This window comes from Exiguobacterium sp. BMC-KP, from assembly GCF_001275385.1.
Taxonomy (GTDB): Bacteria; Bacillota; Bacilli; order Exiguobacteriales; family Exiguobacteriaceae; genus Exiguobacterium_A.
Map to the genome: position 1 here is coordinate 110,262 of NZ_LGIW01000012.1, position 25,770 is coordinate 136,031.

Genomic DNA, 25,770 nt, shown 5'->3' on the forward strand with positions numbered 1-25,770 from the left:
GAGAATTTTGAATCATGATAGACTAATAACGATAAGGGGGAATTTTTCATGAGAGCATTCGTAGTCGATCAGTACGGAAAAGACGCATCACTTACAGAAAAAGACGTCACACCTGAAAAAGCGGGGAAGTACGAATTACGCATTCAAGTCGAGGGATCGAGCATCAATCCACTTGATACGAAGATGTTCTTCGGACATGTGGCAGCGGCATCGACGACTGGAATTCTCCAGGGCGATGTAACGGGGAGAGTCATTGAAATCGGCGAGGGTGTGACGTCTTTTTCTATCGGCGATCGTATCGTCGCATTCGGTGGTGGACTTGGAACACGTGCCGGTGCGTTGGCAGAGGAAATGCTTGTGCCTGAACAGATGGCAGTCTTGCGGCCGGAAGGAGTCTCGGCTGAAGTTGCTGGGTGTTTACCGGTGATCGGGTTGACGGCGATGGAGATTTTAAAGGAGCGAATCGCGATTCAACCTGGTATCCGTATATATGTAGCAGGAGGAACAGGTGGGGTAGGACATCTGACCGTTCAACTCGCTCGTCATTATGGATGTGACGTCACAGCAAGTGCCTCTTCTGACGAGAAGGCAGCTTGGCTAGAAGCGAAAGGAATTCGCGTTCACCGGTACAAGGAAGAATCAGCTGAAGCGTTGATCAAACGACTGAATCTCGACGGATTTGATGTCATCATTGATACAGTCGGTGGCGATCATTTGCAAGAATCGTTCATACTCGCAAAAGAGCGTGGACGCATCGTTTCAATCGCAACACGGACAACGCAAGATTTAACGATGATGCATAGTAAAGCCTTATCACTTGAAGCTGTGTTCGTTGCGCTTCCGTTACTCAAAGGAAAAACGGATGAGATGAAGCAACAGCAAAAGCATCTAGCAGAACTTGTACAATTAGTAGAAGAAAGTATAATCGAGATTCGGATTGAAGAGCAGATTCCTTATGAGCATGATGCGTTAAATGATCTCTATCAACGATTTGATCAGACATCACATTTTGGTAAAGTAAGTGTGCATTCAAGTCTTAAAAAATGATTCTCCATTTATTTTACATTTCCTGTTAAAAAAATAAAAAATCCGCTACTGAAATTTTCGGTAGCGGATTTTTTAGATAACACGTCATTTACGGCGAACAAGAATACTTTTTGGAGCGAGTTGCGGCATGGAAGGAGGAATCGGGAAATCTTTCTGCTCCGGTTGCTCCCAAACAACCTCGAATTTTTGGCGCAATTTGTTGAAGGCCTGCTCTACAGCTTTTTTCAATTGTGAAGCATCAAGAGCAGGACTGTCTGTCGTAATCGCAAGGAGTCCTCCGCGATTCGTCAAATGAATAACTTTTTGGATCCAAAGGGAAAGATCCTGCTCCGTTCGAAACTGACGCGTCCGTGTATTGACTTGTACGGGCGGATGGAACAAGACGACGTCAAAACGAGTCTTTTTATCTGCTTGTTCGATATAGTCGAACGCATCTTGGATTAAAATTGTTTGTTTTTCAGGAGTAAAACTGTTCAACGCAAGATTATCTATTGTCTTATTTCGACTACGTGTCGAGAAATCAACACTTGTTGTTTGAGAGGCTTCACCCTGAAGTGCAGCTACTGTCAAAGTTCCTGTATCAGAAAAGAGATTCAGTACGTTCTTTTCTTTCACTGAATCCATCAGAACTTTACGGAGTTCACGTTGCGCGATATCGAAGCCTGTCCGCATGCCTGCGTCAAGATCATATGCATATCGTGCCTCAAGTTCCTGCAGCATTTCTGGAAAATCACCACGTTCCCCTACTAAAAAATCGTCGCCTTTGACGGGTTGGAGATCGATGAGAAAATCGCGTTTTTCATAAATACTCTTATAGTGAACAAGCGATTCAAACGCCTCAAGAATCATTGGACGAAATGTATAGATTCCCTCATTTTCGAATGTGATGAGGTAATGATGGTCATAACAATCAATCGACAGTCCACCGATACCATCACCTGCACCATTAAAGATACGGAAAGCTTCGGACTCTTCTTCAAAAAAATCGTTTCTTTTGTCTAGAGCTTGTTCAAAAAGCTGTTTGAAGAAAGCAACATCAATCGTGTCCTGTTCATCCATCGAGAGTGTCCAACCAACACCTTTTTCTTGCTTGCCAAAATAGCCAGTCGCGAGGTATTCTTTATGTTCTGTCATCAGATGAAGCAGTCCGCCTGCATCTTTGACATGTTGCAAGGACTCGAACATTTCCTTGCGTAACGCGGGATAACCGCTTTGAATCGTTTCAATCCATTCGGGTTTGACGACGATGGGATAGAGTTCACGGGACATCTAATTTCCTCATTTCTACTTGTGGATAAGTGCCATTAGTATACCATAAATGGGGTTATCCACATGTGGATAACTAGATATAAAATAAAACCGCTATCCCTTGTATGAGTCAAAGGAATAACGGTTTTTGTTATGATAAGCAAAGATCATAAAACTTATAATAACTTGGAGTGAAAAAAATGAAAAAACATGTTCAAGTTGTGGGAGCGGTTATTCGCAACCATCGTAATGAAATTTTATGCGCACTTCGTAGTAGCAAGATGTCATTACCAAACTTATGGGAGTTTCCTGGTGGGAAAATTGAGTTACATGAAACGCCATCACAGTCTTTAATTCGCGAGATCAATGAAGAGTTAAAATGTAATATTAAGGTTAAACACCCCGTAGAAAAAACGACTTATGAGTACGATGCTATTATTGTTACGCTTCATACGTTTGAAGCTGAAATCGTAACAGGAGAACCGATTGCTGTAGAACATGCAGAGCTTCGCTGGGTGTCTGTTTCAGACCTTGATCAGCTTGAATGGGCTCCTGCCGATATTCCTGCAGTTGAGTACATTAAGAAAGAGTTTGCCACTCCTTAAACAGTTCAATTGATAGTGGAGAATGAAGTGACCAAGTCACACTAATCGGTTTAGAGCCTGTACTTTGAAGATGCTTTAACTGGCCAAAGTATGTGAACGGTAGCGTTTTTCCTTGTTCTTTATCTGCTTTACGCATAAACAAATGAATACGAATTCCTTCGCTCTCATGGTTTTGATATAAAGTACCGGCTTTACCTGTAGCAGTTGCATTACTTTGAGACTGCCAATGGAAACGATATTGATCTAAGAAATAATCGTTATATTTTAGTTGCTCATTAATGGCTTCATCTTTGTGTAAATTCACAAATAAAATGTAGTCGTCACCAGCTTGAGCTACGCCTTCACGCCAAGAACCTTCCTGACTTGGTGAACAGAGAAGGCGTTGGATAATAGAACGATTGTATGTTTGATGTAATAGAAACGCCTGGTCTTCGATCAACCAATTAATTCGATCTGGTAGTTGATGAAATGCAAGTAGACCTGCTTGGATTAAATGCATCATATATGAACGTAATTCAGTTGATTGTTGAAGTGCTTGGACGACTGTATTTGAAAAGCGATAGCGCTCTTCTGATACAGCATCTAGCAATTGAATACGATCATTTTTAAACGCAGTAGACCAGCGTTCAAAAAGATGATGAATAATAGGTCGCTTTAAAAAAGAGCGATTCGTCGATAAGGCGAATTCTTTGAAAACTTCTTGTTCAATATCTTGTACTGAAGCAGAAGGATGATTTAGTAAATGTTTTAAAATCAATAAACTGAAGGGCTCACGAATTGGGAATAGTCCTTCGAGCTGTTCAACAATTTTGCGTGTAGTATCATCTTGTAATAAACGTAATTCTTCCTTGGTAGCATGTTTTTCAAGTTGTTTAAGACGTAATGTACTTCTCCATTGCTGAACAATACTTTCAATAGCTGGTGCGTCTTTATGCGTAACTAAATCATTTAAACTTGGAGGATTTCCGATCATGCGTGTCAGTCTTTGATAACTTTCACGGAGCTGTTTGCTAGCTGAAAACTCTATTTTTTTCATTTGTTCAATAATAAATCTTTCTGTAATTGAATCTAGAATGGCTAAAGACCCTTCCGGTAAAATCGGAAAATGCTGTTTTACAGCAGTAGCAATTTTATAACGATCAATAGAATGAAACGATTGTTGACCAGACAACACAAGTGGTGCAACAAAAGCCTTTTGACTATTTCCGATAAAATCTAAAATCGTAACAAATTCTTTTGAGCTATGTTTACGTAAGCCTCTCCCCAATTGTTGAATAAAAATAGTAGGAGACTCCGTTGGACGTAAAAATAGCATTAGATTGACTTTTGGAATATCAATTCCTTCGTTAAACAAGTCAACTGTAAAAATATATTGCAGTGGATCTTGATCGTCCTCTAGTCGGCGAATGGCCTCTTCGCGTTCATCTTCGGACTGTTTACTTGTAACAGCCATTGCTTCAATCTGATGTCGTTTAAATTCTTGCTCCATAAATTCTGCATGATTGATATTGACGCAGAATCCTAAACCAACAGCTTGATTACCACTGAATCCAAATTTACGAATCATTTCAATAATATAATCTGTTCGTGTTGATCGTTCGAGTGCAACAACAAGATCTTGTTCTACATAAAAGCCGTTTTGTTGAGGAATAAGAGAATAATCAATCGATTCATCATCTTGAATCCCAAAATAATGGAATGGTGAAAGTAAATCTTGTGCTAAAGCATCATACAGACGTACTTCGTAAGCAACATTATAGTCAACAAGCTGGAAGATATTTTGACCATCCATTCGTTCTGGTGTTGCCGTTACGCCAAGCAAAAATTGAGGTGTAAAATAGTTAAGAATGTTTTGGTAAGAAGAAGATGAAGCGTGATGGAATTCATCAATAATGATGTAGTCAAACGTATCCTGTAAAAATTGATTAAGATGAACCTCTTTTGAAAGTGTTTGAACCGTAGCGAAGGTAAATTGTGCATCTTGAATTTGTTGTGATCCTGAATATCTACCAAATGTATAACTTTCATTTGAAAAAACTTGCCTAAATGTATGCTCAGCTTGTGATAGTAACTTTCCACGATGTGCAACAAATAATACCTTTTTAGCCTGAGCTTGACGTACATCAAATGCTGCTAAGTACGTTTTCCCCGTTCCTGTTGCCGCAATGACCATTGCTTTTGTTTCTTTTCGCTCACGCAAACGATCCAGTTCTTCTAAAGCCGGAATCTGCATGAGGTTTGGTTCAATAACGGTGTAATCGACAGCGGTTTCGGCAATTTTATCGCGGATAGAAAATGATTTTATAGGTGGTGTTTCTCGTTGGTACCGTTCGTATTGAAGTAATAATTCTTCTGTACATATAGTAGCTTCGTGGCTATTCCAAAGCTGTTCAAACAAGCTTTTCGCTTGAGTGACTAATGTTGTGACGGGTGTAGAAGGTATACGAATATTCCATTCCAGACCGTGTGTTAAAGCCGACTTTGATAAATTAGAGGACCCAACAATAGCACTATCCAACTGATCAGGACGAGAAAATAAATAGGCTTTCGGATGGAACGCATGATTTTTTTTAATCGGTTCATAAATTTTTACTTCGATATTACTGAATTCCATCAACTGTCGGATAGCCTTCGCTTCTGTAATATTCATATAAAATGAAGTCAAAATGCGGATTGGTTTATTTTGAGCTTCTGCTTCTTTTAAGGCTGGGATAAGCGTCTGGATTCCAGAATGTCGTGTAAAACTCACCATCCAATCAGCAGCAGATGCTGTCCATAATTCTTGATTAATATGATGCAATAACTGTTCTTGTTCAAGTTGGCCAGGAGCAATGAGTTCCCAAGCACGCAAAGAATTTTTATATTGTGTAGGTAAAGCATGTGTTGTGCTAGTAGTGAGTTCACGATGAAGCGGCGAGTCGATCGGAGGTTGATTTAAATGCAGGAGCCATTCATTGACCGTTTCAACCATTTGATCAGATTTATCTTGTTTTTGTAAATGGTCTAAAGATTGATATAGTACTTGATTAAGATGCGTAAGCAATTCTGTTGTATAGTCATGTGCTGGTACAGAGACACTTGTGGTATCGGATTGTGAGTTAGTTTCAGTTGAAGAACGTAGTGTTTCATAATAAGACATAGTTATCCTCCGAATGATAGTAAATGGTATTTATAATGAGTAATTCATCAATAATATACCAATAAATAGATAAATAAAGTAAAAAATCATCGTTTAACTAAAAAGTTAAACGATGATTTTTGTTTGTTAATTTGTGATTCTCTCCACGACAGCCTCAAGCGATACTTTGACATTACCAGCTAGTGCCCGCGTAATCATACATGAGCCTTCTGCTTTTTCAGCAAGGCGTCGCGCCTTCTCCATATCACGATCTGACAGATCGGATGGTAATAAAAGTTTCGGACGATGAATGATCGCATCATATGTGAAGACACCGTTCGTGACATCGACGATACCTTCAGATTCCATCGTTAACGAGACTTTAGGAATGTGACTACGCTCGAGCATCGCGGCAAGCGTGATGATATAACACGTAGCAGCAGCCCCAAGTAACATTTCGTCTGGATTCGTGCCAACACCCGGACCATCCATGGCATCCGGAATTGAGATTTTTGTTTTTAACTCACCCGTCTCGATCTGACCGACGTCATTACGATTACCCGGCCAGTCTGCGGTTAAATGAAAGTGGTGCTTCATGATCAATCGCCTCCATGCCTCCATCATACGAAGTTCAGCAAGATTTTTCGCCTTTTCTGCTCATCTGCATGAGGAAGCAGCACGTTAGCTAAAGATCTGATCGATTTTTTTGATATCGTCTTGCGACAACTGAACATCTAACGTACGCAACGTATCCGTCACCTGATCCGGTCGTTTTGCACCCGGAATGATGGCATCGATGCCGTCCTGTGCCAAATACCATGCGAGTACGATGTGTGCGACTTCCGCATCCTGCGCTTCTGCAATCGGACGCAATTGATCGACTTTTGCGAGATTTTGTTCGAAAACATCTTTTTGGAACAAAGGATCGTTTTTTCGTAAATCATCAAACGTCGTCTCTTTTGTATATTTCCCTGCCAATAATCCAGCAGCGAGTGGGAAGTAAGGGACGAACGACATACCGTTCTCAACGATGTACGGTAAAAGTTCTTTTTCTGCGTCCCGTTTGAATAGATTATATTCCCCTTGATAGACATCGACATGTCCGTCTTTGTTCGCTTCCTTCAATTGCTCGAGTGAGAAATTCGAGACACCGATTGCGCGGATTTTCCCTTCTTTTTTCAGTTCTGCGAGTGCAGCAACTGCTTCGTCCTTCGGTGTTGATTCATCTGGAAAATGAATGTAATACAAATCGATATAGTCTGTCTTAAGACGTTTTAAACTCTCTTCGACCGATTGACGGAGAAAGTCTGGTGAGTTGTTCATGACGACATTCCCGTCAACAAACTGATGCGCACCTTTCGTTGCGAGGACGACATCTTCTCGAGCGACCGTGTCATTCCAGACCTCACCGACGAGTTCCTCCGAACGTTCTGGTCCGTAGATGAATGCAGTGTCCAGGAAGTTGATCCCTTGTTTTAAGGCGACGCGGACGAGATCGCGTCCAGCCTGTTCGTCAAGGTTCGGATATAAGTTATGTCCACCGACGGCATTCGTACCGAGACCGATTGGATGAACGAATAGATTAGATTGACCGAGTTGAACATGTTTTGTCATGAAAATGACCTCCTTAAACGATATCGAGTGGTTCTTTTTGTGTAGGTGCTGGGAACGCTTGATCGAGTGCGGCGAGTTCTTCCTCTGTTAAATTCAGGAGTGCGGCGCGACCGTTCGCTTCGACGTGATGGGCTTGTCCTGCCTTTGGAATCGCGATAACGTCGCCTTCACGAATGACCCATGCGAGTAGGATCTGTGCTGGATCAACACCGTGTGTTTCAGCGAGTTCTTCGACGGTCGGATGATTTAAGAGTTGATCGCGTAATGAACCACCTTCAGCTAGTGGGCAATACGCCATCACTGGAATACCATGCTCGCGTAGTAACGGGAGCAGTTCGTACTCGATTCCGCGTGAGCCGAGGTGATAGAGTACCTGATTGACAGCACACTGATCACCGTTTGGCAGCGCCAACAGTTCTTTCATGTCTGATACGTCAAAGTTTGATACACCCCAACGGCGAATCTTGCCTTCTTGTTTTAAGGCTTCCAGTCCTTCGACGGTTTCTTTCAGGGGAATATCACCACGCCAGTGCAGGAGATAGAGATCAAGATAATCCGTACCAAGGCGTTTAAGCGTTTCGGAACAAGCTTTCTTTAACGCTTCTCCACCGGCGCGATGTGGGTAGACTTTCGAGACGAGAAAGACTTCTTCGCGTCGATCTGCGATCGCGTCACGAATCAATTCTTCAGAAGCACCTTCTCCATACATCTCTGCTGTATCGATGAGTTCCATCCCACTGTCGAGTCCGACACGGAGCGCTTCGATTTCAGCCTCATATTTCTCCGACTCTTCTCCCATCCGCCATGTGCCTTGTCCGAGTGCGCGTACATGTGTCTGATCGGGAAACGTCACCGTTTTTTGCTTCAATGCAGCAAGTATCAACGTCTTTTCTGTTGCGTTCATCGATTTTCCTCCTTTAAGTAGAGAGACAATAGTAGGGTTTACCACGCCAACTGCGAACAAAAACGTCTTCTTTAAGAGAATGAGACGTCACCAATGCTCAAACAAGGGACCGTGATCGCCGAATACAGGATCTTGATTTGGGCGCACGACTTGAGCAATTCGTTTTAAATTATCAGGGCGTTCATTCGCGTTGCCGGTCAACGTATCGTAGTGTTGACCGTTCGGATAGGCACCGATCACTCGAAAGTGTCGACTCGTATCGAGTGCTTTGTGTCCGGTGCCAGCAGGAAGTAAAAGAACATCTCCGCTCGTTAAAGTGAACGTCTTACCGAGCGGACCGCCGAGTTGAACGGTCGCGTGTCCTTCAAGAATACCGATTACTTCGTGCGCGATACTATGATAGTGATGAAAGTCAAAAATGCCATCCACCCAGCTGTTACGCCAGTCGTGTGCATGGAAAGTCTGTTCAATCCGTGAGGTTTCGTCAAACACATGCCGATAAATCAATACTGGAAAAGTAGGGTTGTTTGGAATGTGTCCGTCATCCTCAAAATAAAATACCTCCAAGCGCATCTTCGTTGCTCCTTTCTTTGATGTGGCACAAAGTAATAATTACCTCTGTAATTACCCGTAATTAAATATCATCAATCGTCCGAGCATCTTTATGGCATAACGAATTGGGAGGTGCTAAGATGCTTAAGTTAACGAAATTTCAAAGGAGGCTTTACGATGATTGCCATCGAAGCAAAATTAGAAGTACAACCAGCAAAACGAGAAGAATTTTTAGAAGCGACAAAAGCATTAGTGGAAGCATCACGCAATGAAGCAGGAAACATCGGCTATGATCTATTTCAAAGCACAGAAGACGAAAATGTCTTCATGATGATTGAAAAATGGGAAGATCAAGCTGCAATCGAAGCACACAACACAAGTGCTCATTTCGGACAATTCGTTGCATTTGCTCAAACGGCTCTTGCTAAACCGTTAGACGTTCAATCGTTCCAAGCATGATTGTAAGCAACTGACCTAACACATCAAAAGGAAGATATTCTAGGTTCATGACCTAGAATATCTTCCTTTTTTGTTTCATACGATATGATTGTTCAGAACATCTATTTTTATCGAGACTTTAGTTAGAAGTATTCCACTTTTCTTTTACAATCCTATGACATTTCATTGAAACTGTTAGTTTTTCCCTGAATAGGGCATTATTCTGATAAAGACACAACAAAGGAGGCTTTTATCATGAATGAACGAACGGATGCACCAGAGTCGAAGCGATCATTCTTCAAGATGCCTCATACATATGCCATCATTATGGCAATTCTCATCATCTCAGTCATCTTGACGTATACGCTCCCAGCAGGACAATTCGATCGTGAAAAGCAGGACGGACAGACTGTCGTCATCGATGGTACGTATCGCGCAGTAGAATCTGCACCGGTCAATCTCTTTGGTTTATTTAAAGCGATCCCTAAAGGAATGGAAGCAGGCGCCGCGATCATCTTTTATATTTTCTTAGTCGGTGGTGTCTTCGGAATCATTCGTCAAACAGGCGCCATTGAAGCAGGAATCAATCAATTGATTCGCAGGTTTGGTCAACAGGGGCACATCATGATTCCGATGACGATGTTCGTCTTTTCGATTGCTGGGGCGACGATTGGTATGGCAGAAGAAACGATCATCTTCGTACCGATTGGGATCATGCTCGCGCGTGCGCTCGGTTATGACGCGATGACAGGAGCCGCGATTGTCAGTTTAGGAGCGGCCGTTGGTTTTGCCGGTGGGATGTTGAATCCATTTACGGTAGGTGTTGCTCAATCGATTGCCGAAGTTCCACTCTTTAGTGGTCTCGGTTATCGGACCGCTGTCTATGTCGTTTTTTTAATCGTAACGATTCTTTATGTCATGAACTACGCTCGGAAGGTCAAGCATGACCCAACGCGTAGTTTAGTTCATGATCTTGAACAAAGTCGTGCGGAAGAAGCAGCGACGACGATTTCACGCTTTTCGAAACGTCATGCCTTCGTCTTACTCGTTTTAATCGGTGGTATCACACTCAATGTCATCGGAATCTTCGAGTGGGGCTGGTATTTGACAGAATTGACAGCTTCCTTTCTCATCATCGGGATGGTGGCAGGAATCGTCACACTTGGTGTGAATGGGACGTTTGAAAGTTTGATTGACGGTGCGAAAGCGGTAACGTTCGGTGCATTGATCGTTGGATTTGCCCGTGCGATCGTCGTCATTCTCGAAGAAGGACGTGTCATTGATACGGTCATTTACGGCTTATCGAATGCTGTAGGACATTTACCGACGTTCTTCGCCGTCATCGGGATGTACGTCGTTCAGCTGATTACGAACTTCTTCATTCCATCGGGGAGTGGACAAGCGGCGACGACGATGCCAATCATGGCACCATTGTCTGATTTACTCGGAATCGAGCGTCAAGTCGCTGTCTTAGCATTTCAATATGGAGATGGACTGACGAACATGATTTTCCCGACGAGTGCGCATTTGATGGCGTTTCTCGCAATTGCAGGAATTCCTTATGAAAAATGGCTTCGTTTCGTCTGGAAGCTCTTCGCGATCTGGATTGCCTTAGCATGTGCCGCCTTATTACTTGCTGTAACACTTGGTATTCAATGATGTTGACCTTCCGGACAGACGTCCGGAAGGTTTTTTCGTTGCAGGAATCGGGAAGCGTTATCACGAACGGATAGAGAATGACTAAAGGGGGAACTGAAGTGACATATTCAATCGTCGGTTATTGTGAAAAAGAACAAGCGTGGGGCGTTGCCGTTCAGTCGAAATTTTTAGCGGTCGGGAGTGCTGTACCGTTTGCGAAGGCGGGAGTAGGTGCTGTCGCGACACAATCGTTTGCGAACACGACGTATGGTCCAGAAGGGTTACGGATGATCGAACAAGGCGCTTCTGCTGACGAAGTGTTACGGCGATTGACGGAAGCAGACGAAGGGCGAGCCGATCGTCAAGTCGGGATCATCGATGCTACAGGAAAGAGTGCGACATTCACGGGAGAAGGATGTAATGACTGGGCAGGCGGTATCGCCGGGAAACATTTTGCGGCGCAAGGTAATATCCTCGTAGACGGCAATACGGTCAAAGAGATGGCACGCGTCTTTGAATCGACGCAAGGTCCGCTTGCAGAACGATTATTGCGTGCGTTAGCAGCTGGGCAAGCTGCAGGTGGTGATTCACGCGGGATGCAATCAGCAGCACTGCTCGTCGTCAAAGAAGGTGGCGGATACGGCGGATTTAACGACCGCTATATTGACTTACGTGTTGACGATCACCCGAGTCCAATTGAAGAACTCGAGCGCATCTATCAACTGCATACGCTCTACCTACAACCGAGTAAGCCAGAAGAAATCAAGCCGATTGATGATGCGCTTGAGTCAGAGTTGATGGATAAATTATTAGCTCTTGGTTATCGAGGTGATTTCGCAGACGCGTTCCGGACATATCTGCATACAGAAAACTTTGAGATGCGCGAACAAGAAGATCGTGCGATTGATACACGTGTTCTCGCCTATATTCGATCACAATGAAAATGACAAGATGGACTGCGGTGCGGTCCATCTTGTCATTTTGTTCATGCTTGCGTCGACTGGGCCCGAATCGGTACTTTAAATCCAGTCGCAATGAAACGTTCCATCTCCGGTTCCGATTTGGCATTCAAGCCAACTGTCCCGTCTCCTTTGAGTGCCACATTCGTTAACTTAACGCGAGTGATGTCAGGACCAATCGTAATCCCGTGCTTGGCGGAATCCTCGATTCGAATATCACGAAGGCGTACATCCTCAGCACCGTTTTCTCCACCAAAGATTTGAATATCCGTTTTAGCTTGTCGGAATCCGCTCATTTTCAACTGGCTGATCGTGACGTTCCGTGCCTTATATTGAATCCCGATCATTGGTTGTTCTTGGTAGTCATAATACGGATCACCGAGTACCGTAAAATCGTGAATGACGACATTACGGTACGCCGAAACGACGAGTGCACGCGGCTTTGAATTCGCATATAACTCCGTATACTGAGGAGTCTGCGCAATCAAGCGCGTTGCGACGATATTGTAAGCCGTCTGAGACGTTGGATCACTTGCTTGATGGTGCCCGATGTGACGGAAGTTAAAAGCACGATGATCATCAATCGATAGATGACCGACGATTTTGACGGTGGAGGCGGCAGAAGAGGTCGCATGTGCCTTGATTTCGAGCCCACCGAAGCAACGGCTTGTTGCGTTATTGAATAACCAGACGTCGCGTGATCCATCATCGATTTCAATCCCGTTTGAATTGGAAAAGCCTTCTGCATGGGCGCGTCCACTCGGGTCATGCATGAAACAGTTTGAAATGAAGAGGTGGTCACTATGATGCGTCGTGATTCCGTCGTCTCCGAACCCGTAACCGGTTAATCCATCGAACCAGATGAATGAACTACTTAAGTTCGCTCGAGCCCCGTCCCCGTTGTAATTGTAATACGGTGTCGAGATATCAAAACAGTGGAGTCCTGGGTTGGCGGCTTCGACATCAAAGACCCAGCCATAGGTGACATGCGCGTAGGTGAGGCAGCTGGAGTGATTCCCCCATGTACTGCTTTTCTTCGCGTCACCGATGCGTTTAATGTTCCAATCGAGCGTCATTTTCTCAACGAGCAGATGATGATTGCCGAGGAGGTAATTTTGGTTCGTCACGAGACGACGACCTTTTGGCGAATCATCGTGCATCTTTAAGATCGTCTTTCCTTTTCCTGCCCCCGTTAAGATCGTGTAACTAGGTAAGCGAATCCCTCGAACGATGTACGTACCGGCTGGGACATGGACTTGTCGATGTCCATCACCGAGTGCGTCGATGAACGCTTGAGTATCATCTGTTTGTCCATCACCAACCGCACCGTAGGTGGTGACATCAACGAGTTCGACTTCGCTAATCAAACGTTCGAACTCATGATTGAGTCGACCGAACCAACTTGGACGAATCTCATCGCGTGGCGTTACGAAAGCCGGTGTCAACGGTAGAATATATTTATTACGATTCGTTAAAAATAATGGTGAGATCATTGAACGGAGCGTCCGACTGAGATTGGGATCACGTCGTGGTGCGACGAATGCACTATCGTGTAGCAGTTGTTCCGCTTGCCGAACAGCTTGTTCATTGGTTGACGTTTCAACGTATTCCTGAATCAACGCCGCATTTTGATACGGATCATGCGTGTGATCGAGTTTTAACATGAAATGGTTCCCCTCTCTAAATAGGTCTGTCTACCCTTTTCCCCTCTCTTTGAACAATCATTCCTCGTTTTATAACATCCATTAAAATACACATAAAATTTTAAAATGGATTATAATGGATTTTAAAAAGGGTGGGCTTCTGATGTCACTTCGCAAACGACTCGTAATGGGTATCGGACTGATTTTGCTGATATTAGGAATCGGTAAGCCGCTGACGGAAGCGGTTGTTCAAGCATTAAAGCCAAAAGCGGTTCAAACGTCCGGGACCGATACACCTAGACTATGTAAACAAGACTGTCCAGAAAACGGCAAACCGCTGAATATTCCATTTCGTTCATGGTTTTCTAAAAAACCTGTTCAGGATGACGAAGATGGGCGTGCTTGGAAAACGAATCAAAAGACTGAGCCAATAAAAAAAATCAAACGAAAACCAAATAATGTGATCATTGTAGGATTCAAAAATGTCGAGCAGATCTTGAATGGAAAGGGACGATCGTCCTTATCGATGCTACTTATGAGCCTGCTTGTTCTTCCTCTAGTCATAATAAGCTATATCGTTTGGCGGAAACGTCGAAAGACCAAGAAACAAGACGAGGAATCGATAAAAGCTGACATCCCGTCACAGTCCCTAGCTAACGACTTTGTTTCAACTGAGAACCCGATCGAGCTACCAGATGCCTGGATTCGCAAACAACTCATCCAGTTCAATCACATACTCCCGGTCCGCTTACAGCGACATGATACAGAAACACTTCAGGAATGGTGCCTGCGTATCGGATTCCAACCTTCACCTATCCTAACAAAAACCTATCTCTTAGAACGCTACACAGAACGAGCTACTACGATATCGGAGATGGACAAGCAAACGATTCAGAGAGAATTCGGAGCCTTCTTCCATCAGTTTGATTGAAACTTTTTGAAACGAATGACGTAAATGGAACAGGAAAGGGGAGATGATGATGTACCTAGCAGATGCCGTGAAACTAAAGAGTATTTTGAGGAAGCAACTCGATCAACTAATCGAAGAAATGGAGCGCGTAGCGTTCATTGATTTAGAGAAGGGAGAAGCACTCCCCGCGCAACAAGGACGGACCTTAATCGACGTCGAAGCCGCAATGGATATCGTACGTCATGATATGCGAGTCTTGGATCGACTCGTCTATACGGCGAATCTAAACACCGTGATCGTGACAGATGAAGGAGAAATGCCGCTCGTCGAAGCAATCGAGTGGGCTACCCAATTGCGGGCCAAATCACAAAACTATCAGATGCTTGCAAGTCGACCGAAACGCGAGTTCCAATATGGATTTGAAGGGACGACAATCATTCGTCATGCCTTATTTGATCCCGATGCCTATCGCCTAAAAGCGGAAGAAGTGGAACGCCAAGCGCATAAAGTATCCAATGCGATTAATGCTGCGAACTACCAGACGACGATTGATTTTGACGGTGGACGTTATATGTAACTCCTTGACGCGGTGAGACTCCTCGTCAAGGGTAAGGGACGGACCTCAATTTTCCTCTGTGGAGAAGAGATGGCGACGGCAAACCGATGACCACGAACCATTGACAGAATGACCTGTTACCTTTGACCACCTATGGAACCCTGATGCTTTTTTCCGTCCCCGGTCCCTGTCGTTTCTTTGAGAAACGGCAGGGATTTTTAGTGTGTCGATGGAAACAACAGGGTATAGAGAAGCACAAGAGAAAGGAGAGAAATCATGGAACACACTTTTTCAGCATTCGTCGTACGAGAAGTAGACGGATCATATGAGGGAATAATCGAGACGAAACATGTCGATGATTTACCAGAGGGAGACGTCCTGATTCGTGTCACATACTCATGCGTCAACTATAAAGATGCTTTATCGATGTCTGGTAATCGAGGGGTGACGAAATCTTATCCACATACACCAGGCGTTGATGCAGCAGGATACATCGAACAGACGACAGATGCACGGTTTCAAACGGGGCAAGCCGTCGTCGTCAATGGCTTTGATTTTGGAATGAACACTTCTGGAGGGTTTCAAGAATACATACGTGTGCCAGCCGAGTGGGTGACGCCACTCCCGGAAGCAATCACTCCGTTAGAAGCGATGCGACATGGAACGGCAGGGTTGACGGCAGCACAATCGATCGATGAACTGTCACGAATTGTCTCGAAAGAGGCAGGACCGATCCTTGTGACAGGCGCAACGGGTGGCGTCGGTACGATTGCGATTGCTTTACTCATCCGCCTAGGATACACAGTACATGCCGTAACTGGTAAACGAACAGAACAAGAACGGTTGCTTGAAAAAGGTGTTGCTGAGGTATTAGACCGCGCTATGTTCCTAGAAGAAACGGAACGTCCATTAAAAAAAGGAACATATGCCGGCGTCATTGATACGGTGGGTGGACCATTACTCGCATCCGTCATTCGCTTCGTACAGTATGGTGGTGTCGTGACGACATGTGGGAACGTCGGTGGAGCAGAGATGACGTTGACAGTCTATCCCTTCATTCTACGTGGCGTTCGTTTGATCGGAATCGATGCGGTCCAAACTCCGATTGCATACCGAGAAAAGTTATGGCAACGTTTAGCAAATGAGTGGCAAGTCAGTCTTGCGTCAGAAGTCGACGTCAAAGCACTAAAAGACTTACCAGAAATCGCAGAAGCCTTGCTGACTTCTCGTCATCGTGGTCGAACTGTCATCGAAATTTAAATATTTCGAGTAAACATTGGTGGTATAGTGGGAAAAAACTGTGTCGACTTTTCAGGAGGAACCATACATGAGTGAACACCAACAAGAACAAGAAAAAGAACGACAGTCTCGTCGAGAAAGACGGAAACAGAAACGCAATCGTCGAGGGATTGCTTTCGGCGGTATTCTAGCGACGGTATTCATCGTCGGTGGTTGGTTGTATATGTTAACGAATAACGATGCTTCTCAAGCAACATCCACGCTTGAAAAGCCGAAAACAACGGATCAAGCAACGAAAAACGATGAGTCAAAGAAAGAAACAGCGGCGACGAAAGATAAAAAAGAAGCGAAAACAGAGAAGAAGAAAACAAAGAAAAAAGCAGCGGAGTATGCGCAAGCGGCTTGGGTGACGCGTCCGTTCGCGAACGTCTACGGCGATACGAGTCGTAGTAGTGTCATCTACAAAGCAGATTTAGGTGATGTCTATGAGGTACTAGATGCAAAAGACGGCATGGTCCATCTCAAGCTCAATGACAGTATCGAAGGGTACTTACCGGAAAGTGATGTTCGTTTGGAAGCACCGAAAGGAACATCAGACAAAGCAGTCCTTACGGCACTCTCGCAAGCCGTTGCTAACCAACCCATCGACAAGCCGGAGCAGTATCTCGGAAAACCGATTGCTGAATTCGAAGCGAAATACGGTGCTGTCGGTAATACACAAAAGGATGCCGTCAATACGTATTACTTCTCGAATGCAGGGTATTTGCTCGTCGTCTCGGATGGAATCATTGAAGCAATCGACTGGACGAACGCTTCAACGAGCGCGCTGTCAACGCTTGGTGAGCCCGTCGTTGATACGAGCTATGGGACATGGTATGAGGGAGATTCATTACAACTAAAAGTGTTCCCAGATAACGGCAAGATGCGTCTACGCCTTGCGCGTGATCCTGGTCAAGAATGAATGAAAGACGAATTCGCTTCAAGCGAATTCGTCTTTTTTTTTGCACAAAAAACCTCCCGAGTCCGACACTCGGGAGGAAATATGAAAATCCTTTGGGAGGAGATTTTCTTAGTAGACGCCTACTGCATCAAATGATTTCGCTGCAGCTGTTGCTTCTGCACTTGTTGAACCGTAAAGGTCTTTCGCCGATTGAACGACTGCTGCACGGAGTGAGCTGAAGTTCGAGTTCGGAGTCAAGTAAACAGTGAGAGCACGGTAGTAGATCGCACCAAGTTTTGGTACACCGACACCTGTTACAGTTACGCCTGTGTGTGTTCCACCGTTACCGAGGAGGTAAGCGGCTTTGTTGACGATACCAGAGTTCGTGTGGACACCACCGTTATCCTGTGTACCTGTGTAGCGTTTTGAGTAGTGATCAGGATCGCCGTAAGCAGCTGGGTTCGACATCGAACGGAGTGCGTCACCGCTGACTCCTGGTGTGTAGATGTCTTCCCCTACGAGCCAGTCGAAGTTCGATCCGACAGAGTACTCAGCTACTGTACCCATGATATCAGAGATCGCTTCGTTGATTGCACCTGACTCGTTTTGGTAAACGAGACCAGCCGAGTATTCTGTGACAGCGTGTGTCAATTCGTGAGCGACGACGTCAAGTGCGCCTGAGAGGTACGTGAACGTTGAACCGTCACCGTCACCGTAGACCATCTTCGTTCCATCCCAGAATGCGTTGTTGTAGCTCGTCGAATAGTGAACAGATGAGTTCAAGCGTGCGCCAGCATTGTCATAACTGTTGCGGCCATATGTGTTCTTATAGAAGTCATATGTTTTCGCAGCGTTGACGTGTGCACTGACAGCAGCGCGATCGTATGTTGCGTTAAAGACGTTATCTGCGTCAGCCCAGAGTGTTCCTGGAAGTGACGTACGGTTTTTCGCGTCGTATGTGTAGATACCTTTACCGCGTGTCGTATCTTGGAGGTAGTACGTTGAACCGCTGAGTGTCGTGTTGAATGTGACACTGCGTCCGAGAACGTCTGTACCTGTTGCGTGAGCGAGTTGATCGAACTTGTTAAGTACTTTACCAGAGTTCGCATCGATGAAGTACGTCCAACGTGATGGCTCTTTGCCAGCGAGGACAGTCGATGTGACTTTATACGCATAGACAGCATCATCTTTTACTGGATAGATGACGAGCTCTGCTTTTGGAGCGACTTCGAATTTAGAAGCTTTGATTGCTTTTTGATAAAGCTTGATGGCTTTCTTTTCAGAAAGTGTCGCTTTTTTTGCGAGACCAGGTTTTCCTTTGACGTTGACCGCATCGTTTACGACCGCTTTCAAAGTACCGTCTTTCGCAACGTTCCCGACGACGACACTACCAAAGACAGGGACGCCATCCACTTCTTGTTGGAGACGTACGATCTGTGAAGATCCGTCTTTTTCGACATTCTGTACAGCGAAATCACCTTTTTTGTTCACGAAATCTTTAACGATCGTTGCAGCGGGTTCTGATGAAGCTTTTGTGAGCTTACCAGACTGAAGTCCTTCTGCACCTACGACCGTAGGAACAACAAGTACACTTGCGACAAGCGATGTAGCGAGAAACTTTTTCAAAATAAATCGCCTCCTTGTTTGGGTTGAGTCTAACTATGCCAAAGAATCAAGAAAGCGAGAATAAGTCATTCGGATTAAATAGAATTTTCTGAATATAGTCCGTAGTACCTGTACTGAATTATTAAGTGTAAAAGATATTTCAGCACAAAAAAGAACCATTCAAGAGAATGGTTCAGAGAATCCGTTGATAGAGATGATGAACGTCATCTCGTGTCTCATCAATCTTAAAGTCATGTGGATCGAGTTCGATTCCTTGTTTTGAAGCAAAACGTTGGATTTTCTCAAATGACTTCCAAATTTCGATATCCGGTCCTTCGTGCTTCCAAAAAACATAACGTGCAGCAGGAATCCGGTGACCTTTCATACCTTTGGGAATCTGTTCGAGCGACGAAACAGGATATCCGACGCATTGCGAATATTTGGTTCCATGTCGTTCGAGCGAGATGTCGAGCGGATAACTGTCCAGTTTTGCAGGTATCTCATGCGAACGTCTTGAAAATTCACGCCAGAGTTCCGGCATCAATGTATGCAACTCGTTCTCTTCACAAGTCAGTCCAAGTCCAACAAAATAAAATTCATGGCGTTCAACAATTTTTGGATGCATCAGAAACTCCCTTCCTTCTTATGACACGTCCTCGACGGGCGAACGCTTCAAGCTTAGAAATAAACGCGTAAAGGTGGCGTCCCATTGTGTGCCCATACCTTCTTCTAAAATCGATAAGGCTTTTTCTGCGGGCATTCCCTTACGATAAGGACGGTCGGATGTCATCGCATCATATGCATCAGCAATAGCCATGATTCGACCGAAGAGTGGAATGTCCTCTCCTACAAGACCTTCCGGATACCCCTTTCCGTCATAGCGTTCGTGATGGTACTTTACCCCGGGAAGAATCGGTTGTAACGTCTTTGGAAGTTGAACTTGCGATAGAATGTGCACGCCGATGACTGGATGTTGCTGTATGATTTGAAATTCTTCGTCAGTAAGACGACCTTCTTTTAATAACACATCGTCCCGAATACCGATTTTTCCAATGTCGTGTAATAGCGCTGACTTACGTAACAATTCAATTTGTTCAATCGGTAAATTAGCAGCGGTAGCGATTTCAACTGAGTAGGCGGCAACACGAACAGAATGACCTGCCGTGTAAGGATCTCGGGCATCCAGTGTCGCAGCGAATAAGGTGAACAGGCTATCGAGTAACTGTTCATTTTCTGTATCCCGCTTTTTGATTCCTTCCATCATCAGGTTAAAACCCGAAACGAGGTGGGAGAACTCGTCCGAATACGGATTCGGCAACGAGACGAGTTGATTATTTTCGACATCTTGAATCCCTTGTTGAAGAGTAGCAATGGGTTTACGGATGTTTTCATAGAGAAGCAAGCTACAAAACGTCGCAACGGATAAGATGACGACTAAAATGAGCGTCGCCCAACTCCAGTAGGAACGAAGGCTTTCATTTTCTGTTAGCTGAACAGCTGAAGCGAGGACGAACAGCATGATCGGAAAAACACCGATGATCAGTGTACTAATGAGCATTTTTTGCCTTAGCGTGACGACCGTCGTTTTTCTAGGGAAATCAAATCCGTGTTCGAACGCGTACTTCTCTAGTGTGAGTAGCATGTGTTCAGTAACACGATAAGTAAGAAAAAATTCAATTAAAGCATGCAGAATTGCGACAAGAACGGCACCAAAACAAGCAAGACCAATCAAATAATACGGCATCTGTAACCACCCTTGAGAAATCGCGAGTGCTGTTAGCAAAGATGAGGGAATCGACAGACCTAAAAAATGTGGCCCCATGATACGTCGGACAGTCAAGACCGGAAAACGATGTACCGTTTGATAAGCTTCTTGAAAAGAGACGAGTGAAGGAATGTCGTTTTGAAAAAATCGGCGTAAAGAAGCGACATGTCGGGAGTAGACTGTGTACTCCAGTAAAAACATCAGGCTAATAGACACGGTCATGATACCGATTAAAGTCAATTGTTCTATTCCAGTGAAGGTAAGCGTCTCAAAAATAAACAGACACCCGACGCCGAACACAGCGACGAATGAACCAATCAGATAGTTTCTAAGTAAGTGACGTTCAAAACGTTGTAAAGTGCTCATTGTATTCTCCTTATTCTGTAATCAAAGTGCTTTCAGCGTACCGTGAAATAAAGTATGAAACATGGTCATTTTTACAAAAAAGGAAAGTGATTTTAAAAACTGATTAATTTAAATTCCAAAAAATAGGTCTGGTCGAAAAGAACTAATTATCTTAAAAGAGATTGATTAACGAAATAAAATAAACTAAGATTTGAATATTCAGAAAAGTATAGTAAACACGTACTTTTCACTACTACATAGGGGGTCAATTCACGTGGGGAAAAAGAAACAGCTTAGCGTAGCCGTGTTGTCTGGAATTACGGCAGCAGCCTTTGCTGTTGGTCCGGTCTTACCTGGTGGGCAGGTAACATCGGTACAAGCAGCAGAAAAGGCAACAGTCGGTGCACCAATGGATTTAAACACGATCGATCAGGATCGACTAGCGAAGGTGCTTGAAAAACGTGGGGTCATTTCAAAAGCAGCATCAGCAGAAGCGAAGCAACAAGCCGTCCAAAAGTATCTGGACAAAAAAGCAAACGGTAAACCAGCAGGTGATCATGAACACGAATCAAGCAAGGAAGCAGCTTTTGATAAAAAAACGAAGGACTTTTTGACGAAACAAAAAGATAAGCTTGCGAAGCAATTGAAGAAGAAGCATGGTAACTATAAAAAAGGCAATCCAAATGGCTTCGTCAAAGTGGACAAAGCAAAACAGGCAGCCTATAACGGTGCAACACGAACGGATAAAGTCCTCGTTCTTCTCGTTGAATATAGTGATTTTAAGCATAATAACGTCGTTCAAGAGCCAGGATATATGTATTCGAATGACTTTAATCAGAAACACTATCAGGATCTTATGTTCGGAGACAAGGAGTTTGAACTCTTTAACGGAGATAAGGTAAAGACGTTTAAACAATTCTATGAAGAACAATCTGGTGGAAGTTACACAGTAGACGGTACGGTTTCAAACTGGTTGACGGTTCCGGGAACGGCGAAGGATTATGGTTCTGATAATCCAGCTGGTGGAAATGATAACTTACCGGGAGCAAAAGGACCACGTGGTCTCGTTAAGGACTCCTTAGCTGCTGCTGTTAAAGCTGGAGTTAATTTAGCAGATTATGATAAGTTCGACCAATATGATATGGATGGAGACGGCAATCTGAACGAACCAGATGGTCTTGTCGATCACTTGATGATCATCCATGCTGGTACAGGACAAGAAGCAGGTGGCGGTACGCTTGGTGACGATGCAATCTGGTCACACCGATGGACGTTAGATGGTGTTCATCCAGTAGCGAATACGACAGCAAGTGTTGATTACTGGGGTGGAAAGATGGCTGCTTATGATTATACAGTGCAGCCTGAGGATGGTGCAGTTGGTGTCTTTGCACACGAATTCGGTCATGATCTCGGATTACCGGATGAGTACGATACGAAGTACACGGGGCAAGGTGAACCAGTCGCTTCATGGTCTATCATGAGTGGTGGTAGTTGGAACGGAAATATCGCAGGAACAGAACCAACAAGTTTCTCACCACAAAATAAAGAATTTTTCCAAAATGTGATGGGCGGGAACTGGGCGAATATCCAACAAATCGATTTTGATTCTCTCGATAAGTTAGGAACAGCTTCGTACCTCGATCAAAGTGTTACAAAATCGAAAAACCCAGGCATTATCAAAGTCAACCTACCGAAAAAACCTGTAAAAGGTATTGCACCGGCATTTGGTAAAAAGTACTACTATAGTACGAAAGGAAATGATTTGCATACGTCGATGACATCACCAGAGTTTGATTTGACGAATGCAAAAGAAGCAAAGTTTGATTTCAAAACACTTTATGATGTCGAGTACGATTATGACTTCTTGACTGTTACAGCAACTGCGGATGGTCAATCGAAAGTCATCGATACGATTGGTGATGAAGATACAGATGGCGATCAGCGTGCAGAATCAACAAAAGGAGCATGGGTGGATAAATCCTATGATTTGAGCGAATTCGCTGGTAAGAAAGTCACATTGAAATTTGATTACGTTGGGGATGCTGGACTTGCACTTGACGGATTTGCGCTTGATAACGCGAAGTTGACAGTCGACGGTAAAGTCGTCTTTGAAGACGATGCAGAAGGTACACCGAAATTCACGCTTGACGGTTTCGTTACATCAGACGGTTTTTCTTACGCAGATAACGCATACTATCTCGAATGGCGTAACTATGCAGGTTCGGATAAAGCACTCGAACATGCACGCGGCGTGAAGTATAACACAGGGCTTGTCGTTTGGTACGGTGATTCAAGCTTCGACGATAACTGGGTTGGTGTACACCCAGGTGAAGGATTCCTTGGAGTTGTTGACTCCCATCCTGAAGCAATCGTCGGAACACTCAATGGTAAGCCGGTTACGACAGGAAGCACACGTTACCAAATCGCAGATGCTGCGTTTAGCTTTGATAAAGCACCTGCATGGTTGATTGATTCCCCATCACGTGGAACGTACGACTATAAAGGTCTTCCAGGTGTGACGAAATTCGATGATTCAAAATCGTACATCAATCAGTTAATTCCGGATGCAGGAAAATTGCTTCCGAACAACGGCTTGAAGATTGAAGTCATTGGTGAAGCAAAAGATAACTCTGCTGGAGCTGTCTGGATCCACCGTTAAAATAAAAAACTGGTTCAGTTTCGGCTGAACTGGTTTTTTATTTTAGTTACGTATAATAAGTGGAATCAATTGGAAAAAACATTGGTCTGACAACTTGACTTTTAAAGCGCATCCATTCTATACTTACGTTAGCTTAATATTGTTATTGTCATTACGGATTCACATCGTGTCACGAACAATCTTTTCGTTGCTCCATGTATTTCGGGACAATAATGAATTCTTTTCATATGCTCAGCATATGTATTAAGTAATTTATTTTTGGAGGTTGTTCCCATGAACACAGGTAAAGTAAAATGGTTTAACGCAGAAAAAGGTTTCGGTTTCATCGAAGTTGAAGGCGGAGAAGACGTATTCGTACATTTCTCAGCAATCACTGGTGAAGGCTTCAAAACTCTTGACGAAGGTCAAGAAGTTGAGTTCGAAATCACTGAAGGCGCACGTGGAGCACAAGCTGCTAACGTCGTAAAACTTTAATTTCAACTATTCAATCGTCCCTTTTTGGAGGGACGGTTTTTTATTTGGCTAATATCTTTAATTCAAGATATTAGTGCGTTATACTTCAATTACCAAATCATTAACAGGGAGTGACGAAGATGGAACTACTCGGAATTCATCATGTGTCGATCTTAACAGGCATGGCAGAACGGAATTATCAATTTTACACGCAAATACTAGGTATGCGTCTAATCAAAAAGACCGTCAATCAAGATGATACGACGTCGTATCATTTGTTTTATGGCGATGCGGAGGGGAATCCAGGAACCGATTTAACTTTCTTTGATATTCCGCATCTTGGAACGGGTGTACCGGGAGCATCAAGTATCTCTTCGACATCCCTTCGTGTCAAAACGACAGCTTCCCTTCAGTTTTGGCAGAAACGGTTTAAAGAAAAAGAAGTGGATTACGATGCGATCGTCGAACGGGCAGGTCGCCAAACACTGGCGTTTCGTGATCAGGAGGGGACGCGCTTGATTCTTGTTGCAGAAGACGGTGAAAAAGGCGTCGCAGGTGGTGTACCATGGCCGCAAGAAGAGATTCCTTCGGAGCACGCGATCGTAGGACTTGGAGCCGTAACATTGACAGTCAACGATCCGACGTTGACCGTTCGTGTACTGACGGAAGTCATGGGCTTCCGAAAAGTAGGAACATATCCATCGTTAGCAGGTGATTTTGCTCCAATCGAAGTCTATGCGACAGGAGAAGGGGGTATCGGGGCAGAGGTTCATGTCGAAACGCGTCCAGATCTCGATCGGGAACGTTTAGGCCGTGGTGGTGTGCATCATGTCGCATTCCGTGTACCGAACAGCGATGAGTATGAGAAATGGGTCGAACGCCTGAATGCCTATCACTTACCGAACTCTGGAAAAGTCGATCGTCACTATTTCCAAGCCCTTTACTTCCGAGAACCAAATCATATCTTATTTGAACTTTCAACGGACACGCCAGGATTCGCAACGGATGAGTCAGTTGAAACGTTAGGTGAGAAACTAGCATTACCACCGTTTCTTGAACCAAAACGAGCCGCGATCGAAGCACGGTTACGACCACTCGAAATCTGACAATCCTGTGACACAGGTCACAGATGGATCGTCCATCCCGTATACTAAGAACAGGAATTAAGAAAAAGGAGTGACGGGATGTTAAGAACTACGCTTGGGCAATTCCGAATGATTGCGATATTAGAAGGAATCTCGTTTTTAGTCTTGTTGTTGATTGCGATGCCGTTAAAATATATGGCAGACATTCCACAAGCCGTATCTGTCGTCGGTGCACTTCACGGTGTCTTGTTCGTCATGTACGCTGTCTGGCTCGCAGTTGTAAAATTTAAATACGATTGGTCGATCGTCAAGGCGGGTATTGCATTTATCGCATCATTCATCCCGTTCGGTACGTTCGTATTAGACCGGAAGTTAAAACAGGAAGCAACAAACGCGTAAATTGTGTATACTGAATAGAGCACGGCTGTGGATAACTGTTTTTGTCTA

At 44.2% G+C, this 25,770-nt stretch carries 23 protein-coding genes; 13 read left to right on the plus strand and 10 right to left on the minus strand.

Features of this window, described 5'->3' with window-relative positions:
• Positions 1–48 precede the first annotated feature (48 nt).
• Positions 49–1,047, plus strand: a complete 999-nt coding sequence (locus ADM98_RS02095; protein ID WP_053452043.1) for a zinc-binding dehydrogenase — start codon at positions 49–51, stop codon at positions 1,045–1,047.
• Positions 1,048–1,131: 84 nt separating this feature from the next.
• Here the strand turns inward: ADM98_RS02095 and ADM98_RS02100 are convergent, their stop codons facing one another.
• Positions 1,132–2,316, minus strand: coding sequence for a class I SAM-dependent rRNA methyltransferase (locus tag ADM98_RS02100; RefSeq protein ID WP_053452044.1), 1,185 nt, complete (start codon positions 2,314–2,316; stop codon positions 1,132–1,134).
• 179 nt (positions 2,317–2,495) lie between these two features.
• On the opposite strand from ADM98_RS02100, the gene ADM98_RS02105 reads away from it, so the two are divergent.
• Positions 2,496–2,900: a (deoxy)nucleoside triphosphate pyrophosphohydrolase gene (locus tag ADM98_RS02105; protein ID WP_053452045.1), complete on the plus strand. Its 405-nt coding sequence runs from the start codon at positions 2,496–2,498 to the stop codon at positions 2,898–2,900.
• Here the strand turns inward: ADM98_RS02105 and ADM98_RS02110 are convergent.
• The 5 genes from ADM98_RS02110 to ADM98_RS02130 form a co-directional block, all read right to left on the minus strand.
• Positions 2,875–6,039 (minus strand): DUF3427 domain-containing protein, encoded by a 3,165-nt coding sequence (locus tag ADM98_RS02110; protein ID WP_053452046.1) that lies wholly within the window; start codon positions 6,037–6,039, stop codon positions 2,875–2,877. The two genes, ADM98_RS02105 and ADM98_RS02110, sit on opposite strands and share 26 nt — an antisense overlap.
• A 126-nt stretch (positions 6,040–6,165) precedes the next feature.
• On the minus strand, positions 6,166–6,618 hold the full coding sequence (locus tag ADM98_RS02115; protein WP_152910946.1) for an OsmC family protein: 453 nt from the start codon (positions 6,616–6,618) through the stop codon (positions 6,166–6,168).
• Positions 6,619–6,699: 81 nt separating this feature from the next.
• Complete coding sequence (locus ADM98_RS02120) at positions 6,700–7,632, minus strand: aldo/keto reductase (protein WP_053452048.1); 933 nt, start codon at positions 7,630–7,632, stop codon at positions 6,700–6,702.
• Between the two features lie 13 nt (positions 7,633–7,645).
• A complete protein-coding gene (locus ADM98_RS02125; protein WP_053452049.1) occupies positions 7,646–8,536 on the minus strand; it encodes an aldo/keto reductase in 891 nt (296 codons plus the stop codon).
• Positions 8,537–8,623: 87 nt separating this feature from the next.
• Positions 8,624–9,109 carry a cupin domain-containing protein gene (locus ADM98_RS02130; protein ID WP_053452050.1) on the minus strand — a complete coding sequence of 162 codons (486 nt, stop codon included), beginning with the start codon at positions 9,107–9,109 and terminating at the stop codon, positions 8,624–8,626.
• Between the two features lie 156 nt (positions 9,110–9,265).
• Between ADM98_RS02130 and ADM98_RS02135 the strand changes: the two genes are divergently transcribed.
• From ADM98_RS02135 to ADM98_RS02145, 3 genes are all read left to right on the plus strand, one after another.
• A complete protein-coding gene (locus tag ADM98_RS02135) occupies positions 9,266–9,547 on the plus strand; it encodes a putative quinol monooxygenase (protein WP_053452051.1) in 282 nt (93 codons plus the stop codon).
• Between the two features lie 234 nt (positions 9,548–9,781).
• Positions 9,782–11,185 carry a YfcC family protein gene (locus tag ADM98_RS02140; RefSeq protein ID WP_053452052.1) on the plus strand — a complete coding sequence of 468 codons (1,404 nt, stop codon included), beginning with the start codon at positions 9,782–9,784 and terminating at the stop codon, positions 11,183–11,185.
• A gap of 98 nt (positions 11,186–11,283) precedes the next feature.
• Positions 11,284–12,105, plus strand: a complete 822-nt coding sequence (locus ADM98_RS02145) for a DUF1028 domain-containing protein (RefSeq protein WP_053452053.1) — start codon at positions 11,284–11,286, stop codon at positions 12,103–12,105.
• A 44-nt stretch (positions 12,106–12,149) separates the two neighbouring features.
• Here ADM98_RS02145 and ADM98_RS02150 read toward each other — a convergent pair whose 3' ends face one another.
• On the minus strand, positions 12,150–13,787 hold the full coding sequence (locus tag ADM98_RS02150; protein WP_053452054.1) for a glycosyl hydrolase family 28-related protein: 1,638 nt from the start codon (positions 13,785–13,787) through the stop codon (positions 12,150–12,152).
• Positions 13,788–13,929: 142 nt separating this feature from the next.
• Between ADM98_RS02150 and ADM98_RS02155 the strand changes: the two genes are divergently transcribed.
• The 4 genes from ADM98_RS02155 (at position 13,930) to ADM98_RS02170 (ending at position 17,432) form a co-directional block, all read left to right on the plus strand.
• Positions 13,930–14,697 carry a hypothetical protein gene (locus ADM98_RS02155; protein ID WP_053452055.1) on the plus strand — a complete coding sequence of 256 codons (768 nt, stop codon included), beginning with the start codon at positions 13,930–13,932 and terminating at the stop codon, positions 14,695–14,697.
• A gap of 49 nt (positions 14,698–14,746) precedes the next feature.
• Positions 14,747–15,253 (plus strand): hypothetical protein, encoded by a 507-nt coding sequence (locus ADM98_RS02160; protein WP_053452056.1) that lies wholly within the window; start codon positions 14,747–14,749, stop codon positions 15,251–15,253.
• A 255-nt stretch (positions 15,254–15,508) separates the two neighbouring features.
• The gene (locus ADM98_RS02165; protein WP_053452057.1) at positions 15,509–16,492 is read left to right on the plus strand and encodes a YhdH/YhfP family quinone oxidoreductase; all 984 of its coding nucleotides are present in this window, start codon (positions 15,509–15,511) and stop codon (positions 16,490–16,492) included.
• Between the two features lie 67 nt (positions 16,493–16,559).
• Positions 16,560–17,432: a hypothetical protein gene (locus tag ADM98_RS02170; RefSeq protein ID WP_053452058.1), complete on the plus strand. Its 873-nt coding sequence runs from the start codon at positions 16,560–16,562 to the stop codon at positions 17,430–17,432.
• Positions 17,433–17,540: 108 nt separating this feature from the next.
• Here ADM98_RS02170 and ADM98_RS02175 read toward each other — a convergent pair whose 3' ends face one another.
• The 3 genes from ADM98_RS02175 to ADM98_RS02185 all read right to left on the minus strand — a co-directional run bounded on the left by ADM98_RS02175 (position 17,541) and on the right by ADM98_RS02185 (position 21,147).
• Positions 17,541–19,037 (minus strand): M4 family metallopeptidase, encoded by a 1,497-nt coding sequence (locus ADM98_RS02175; protein WP_053452059.1) that lies wholly within the window; start codon positions 19,035–19,037, stop codon positions 17,541–17,543.
• Between the two features lie 172 nt (positions 19,038–19,209).
• Complete coding sequence (locus ADM98_RS02180) at positions 19,210–19,641, minus strand: GyrI-like domain-containing protein (RefSeq protein WP_053452060.1); 432 nt, start codon at positions 19,639–19,641, stop codon at positions 19,210–19,212.
• A gap of 18 nt (positions 19,642–19,659) precedes the next feature.
• The gene (locus ADM98_RS02185) at positions 19,660–21,147 is read right to left on the minus strand and encodes an HD domain-containing phosphohydrolase (protein WP_053452061.1); all 1,488 of its coding nucleotides are present in this window, start codon (positions 21,145–21,147) and stop codon (positions 19,660–19,662) included.
• Positions 21,148–21,400: 253 nt separating this feature from the next.
• Between ADM98_RS02185 and ADM98_RS02190 the strand changes: the two genes are divergently transcribed.
• The 4 genes from ADM98_RS02190 (at position 21,401) to ADM98_RS02205 (ending at position 25,722) form a co-directional block, all read left to right on the plus strand.
• On the plus strand, positions 21,401–23,785 hold the full coding sequence (locus ADM98_RS02190) for an immune inhibitor A domain-containing protein (RefSeq protein WP_053452062.1): 2,385 nt from the start codon (positions 21,401–21,403) through the stop codon (positions 23,783–23,785).
• A gap of 273 nt (positions 23,786–24,058) precedes the next feature.
• Positions 24,059–24,259 (plus strand): cold-shock protein, encoded by a 201-nt coding sequence (locus tag ADM98_RS02195; RefSeq protein WP_023469752.1) that lies wholly within the window; start codon positions 24,059–24,061, stop codon positions 24,257–24,259.
• A 119-nt stretch (positions 24,260–24,378) separates the two neighbouring features.
• Complete coding sequence (locus ADM98_RS02200; RefSeq protein WP_053452063.1) at positions 24,379–25,344, plus strand: ring-cleaving dioxygenase; 966 nt, start codon at positions 24,379–24,381, stop codon at positions 25,342–25,344.
• Between the two features lie 78 nt (positions 25,345–25,422).
• Positions 25,423–25,722, plus strand: a complete 300-nt coding sequence (locus ADM98_RS02205; RefSeq protein WP_053452064.1) for a DUF3817 domain-containing protein — start codon at positions 25,423–25,425, stop codon at positions 25,720–25,722.
• Positions 25,723–25,770: the final 48 nt, after the last annotated feature.